This is a genomic window from Mycoplasma sp. AC1221, assembly GCF_054353815.1.
Genome location: NZ_JBTHHH010000028.1, coordinates 1 through 4,098, shown reverse-complemented (window position 1 = coordinate 4,098; position 4,098 = coordinate 1). Strand labels below are relative to the sequence as shown.

General features: G+C 27.5%; 3 protein-coding genes. All 3 read left to right on the top strand.

Features of this window, described 5'->3' with window-relative positions:
- The first annotated feature begins 262 nt into the window (after positions 1-262).
- The 3 genes from ACXYRK_RS04130 to hinT are packed head-to-tail and all read left to right on the top strand — an operon-like array spanning position 263 to position 4,045.
- Positions 263-2,437, top strand: coding sequence for a HinT-interacting membrane complex protein P80 (locus tag ACXYRK_RS04130; protein WP_458618253.1), 2,175 nt, complete (start codon positions 263-265; stop codon positions 2,435-2,437).
- Entirely contained in the window at positions 2,437-3,735 is a 1,299-nt protein-coding gene (locus ACXYRK_RS04125) for a HinT-interacting membrane complex lipoprotein P60 (RefSeq protein ID WP_458618251.1), read from the top strand. Before ACXYRK_RS04130 ends, ACXYRK_RS04125 begins: the two co-directional genes overlap by 1 nt.
- Positions 3,728-4,045 (top strand): histidine triad protein HinT, encoded by a 318-nt coding sequence (hinT, locus tag ACXYRK_RS04120; RefSeq protein WP_435130186.1) that lies wholly within the window; start codon positions 3,728-3,730, stop codon positions 4,043-4,045. The genes ACXYRK_RS04125 and hinT overlap by 8 nt, the downstream gene beginning before the upstream one ends.
- Positions 4,046-4,098: the final 53 nt, after the last annotated feature.

Sequence of the window (4,098 nt, the reverse complement as noted above, 5' to 3'; positions counted from 1 at the left end):
TTATTTGTCTTCTTAATCATTGCATTTAGTGTAGCTTCTTTAATTGCAATTCAGCTTATGCAACTATATACAAAATAAAGTTGCATAATTTTATTTACTAACAAGTTTATAATCATATTATTAATACTATACAATTTTAAGAACATATGATATATAGGTGGATAAATACAAATATAGCATTACCAAATCGCTGCAAAAAATACATTTTTTTGCTATAATATATTAAAAACTTTTATATATAAGAAACAAAATTGAGGTAAAAATGGCAAAGAGAAAAAAGACATTTTTTGAACGCTTAACCGAACTTAATGATTCGTATGAAGATAAGCAAAAACTTATCAAAACTAATCGCCGCAAAAGAAATTGAATTAATTTTGGGATTTTAGGTTCGCTAGGAGTGATTATTATTGCTGCTATTGCTATACCGTTAGGTATAAGCGTTAACCGAATTGATTATGTGCAGGCACAAGCAAAAAATGCAGCAGCATTCAAATTCTTTAATACTAATGATAAATCAAAGATTACTACTGAAATGAATGTAGGTGATTTGGAAAATGCATTAGAAAGTAATAAAGAAGCAAATGATAAACAAATTGATGATATTTACCGTCAAGCAGTATTTTATTTTTATGATCAAGAGCAAAAAGCAGCTGATGAATATCGCCAAATTTATAATGCATCATTATTACCTGGTGAAAATCCTAAGGTAGCGAGTGATTTAAAATCATTAGCAATAATCCGTTCAGAAAAACGCAAAGCAATTAATGCAGAATTTGAAAGTACCCGTCAATCATTTCAACCAAATACTTATTTAGATGCTTGAAATAAAAAGTTGCAAACAGAGTATGGTAATTCTAAAAACATTGTTGAAGCAGTCGAATATGCAACATTTAAGGAAGTTGAAACTGAGGCAAAACGTCGTTTTACAATTGAAACTAAAATTATTTCTGCAAGTGCATTAAACCGTAAAGCACAAAGAGATATCCCACATTTTGATGCAAACGGAAATAAATTGCAGGATTTGCTTTATAAACAAGGTGATAATGTAGTCCCATACTTAAAAGAAAATGTTACATACTTTCGTCCCGATGCTAATTCAAGTTCTATTATTTTATTTACAACCAAATCATTTATTCAAGACAAAATTGATCCAAGTGCTTTAGTGGCAAAATATTTTGCAAAAAATGATATTCATATTACAACCTCAATTTTACTTCCAGGTGTAGCAAACAAAGATTTATTGCTCCCGTTTTCTTTTGATAAAGATGGTGCAAAGGATAAACTTATTAATATCTTAAGATATACCAGTGTAAAAACAGCAGATGGTAGTCCAATTCTTAAAGCAAATATAGATTACCTTAATAATTTTGTAGATATTCCTACTTTATATGGAATCAGTAAGTCAAATTCAGATGTTCCAAGTAAGCAGCAATTTCAATTTGCCTTAGATAACTTAACATTAACTAAATCAAACACATTAGCAACAAATGGTATAACATCGTTTTCTGATTTAGTTAACTTGGATGTAAATCAAGCACTAGCAACACAAACCCAAGGAATTTTTGAACAACAAGCTAATGCTAACAAAACATCTGTTGTATTACCTCAAATTGATTTATCAACTATTTACCAATTACCAAAAGGATTTAATCCACAACTTGAATCATTGATTCAATCTGATTTAGATAAAGCAAAAACAATTTCAGAATCAAAAGATAAAAGCAAAATTCAAGAATTTTCTGAGTTAGTAAATAATGTAAATACTAATATAAAACGACTAATAGATTCGCTAACAAGTGATCAATTTAGCATTTATATCAAAGATACTTTTAACAAAGCATTCGCAGTAAATATCGATGACAGTAATAAACGTTTAGCGTTTGCATATAGCATCAAAAACAAACCTAATTTTTATCTTATCCCTACTGATAAAGGATTAATGTTATTTTCAGATTATAAAATTTCAAAAGATAACTATAACAATTTTATTAAAAGTGACTTATTAAACTTATTAGCAGGCAATAACACAAATTTACATATTACAGATAAATTAAGTGCAAGTATTTCAAAAGAAGATTTTTTACTTAATGCACTTTCTGATCCAAAATTTGTTGCAACAGTATTAAATACAAAGAACCCAAATTCATTAACTAACACTGATTATACACAAAGTGATATCACAAATGTAGAATCAAGGATAAAGGTGATAGATAATGGAATTCATTTATCAAAAGATTTAGATGATATCTCAAAAATTAATCAATGAATCAATGATACATATAATAAAAATAATTCATTAAATATTGTTTATCAAGATGGTCAACTAAAAGTCGGTTACTTTGATTTAAATACCAAAAAATATACCTACAGCGACAAATCTGCTTTTGATGTCATCGGAGCAGTTGTAGCAAATGAACTTAATAAAGGAGATAAATAATGTTAAAACGCTTTAAGTATTTTGCTTTATCTTCTTTAATTAGCATCTTACCAATTGCCACTGTAGCATGTGGAACCAAAGTTAATACTCCTGAAAAAACTAAACAAGAATTATCTTTTGAAAAAAAAGATGCAATCAAAAAAGAAATCGAAAAAACTTGATTGTTAGGAGTAGTAAGCAAATACTATAATCTCGATTTAAATAATAAAAATCAAACCCAAATTAATGAATCACTTTTGCAATCGCAAAGTTTTGCAACTGATGCATATAATGCATATTTAGCATATTTAGCATTTGAATCACAAAAGGATAATGATTTTTATAATAAAGAACTTGCTAAATTACAAAAATTAGGATTGTTTAATCAAAATGATTTAAACTTATTACAACCACAAAATATTACCAATAATCATCCGAATATGGATCAATTTAAATTATTATTTAAAATCGATGAATCAGATGTTAGATTTAATGTTTTAAAAAATTTATTGGTTGCTACTTATTTTAAAATCAATAAAAAAGAAGAATTAGAAAAGATTAATAAAAGTGACTATGATGCAAATAAAGATAATTTTGACTTAAATAACTTTTTATTAATAGATTATTTAGTCAAAAACCAGTTTGTGCAACTTTGACAATACAAAAGTTCTAATGCAGATGATATTTTTACCCTACAAACTCGTCAAATTTCAAGTATCAATGATTATAATAATTTAGCAAAAACAAGTTATACAACTAACAAAAATGCTTCTGACGACTTATTATTTTTTGATGCTAGTCAACAAAAGCAACTTGCTTCATATGTAGGTATTTTAAAAAATGATAATAAATTTAGATTCTTAGTCGGAAAAGATGGAGCTACATCAAATATTGAGATTTTAAAAAACATCGCAAATTATAGCGATTTAAGTGGATTTTATGATCCTGTAAACTCTCGTCTAGTTTCAGTCGATGCTAATGGTAATTTATCGCAAGCAATTAATATTTCTTCTGATGATAAAAATATTCAAGTATCATTTTTCAACTGAGTTTTACCGATTGGTAAAACAATTGAAATAGACAATCCAGATAAAGACAAGCAAGGACAACCGGCAAAAATTACTAAAAAAATTATTAGTTTCGATGCTACTCCTTTTAAAGACAAAATTATTAAATTATCCGTTTTATTAAACCTTTCTGATTCTGCTTTATATGATCAAGTTGTCAAAGCATTCTTAGATTTAGGTTACCGTGTTTCTGTAGGTATAGATGATGCAAAATTAAAAGATTCAGCAAAGGATTCTAAGTTCCTTGGCTAGTATCTTTACCCAAATTATTAATCGTCAAATACCAGCAGAAATTCTTTATGAAGATGAAAAAGTAATTGCAATATATGATATTAAACCGTTTCAACCTGGACACTTTTTAGTTATTCCGAAAACCCCAGAAGCAAACATTTTAGAAAACAACGATGCAGACTTTATTTATGCAATGTTAAAAGCTCGTGAGTTGGCTGCTAAATATATCAAAGAACACAATAAAAGTGGTTTTAAATTATTAGTTAATACTGGTGCTTCAGCAGGTCAGATGGTATTTCATACTCATATTCATATCATTCCTTTTGATTAAACTAAACATGGACACTTTTGTGGTACTAAAAATGTGTTTTGTTAAAAATTGAA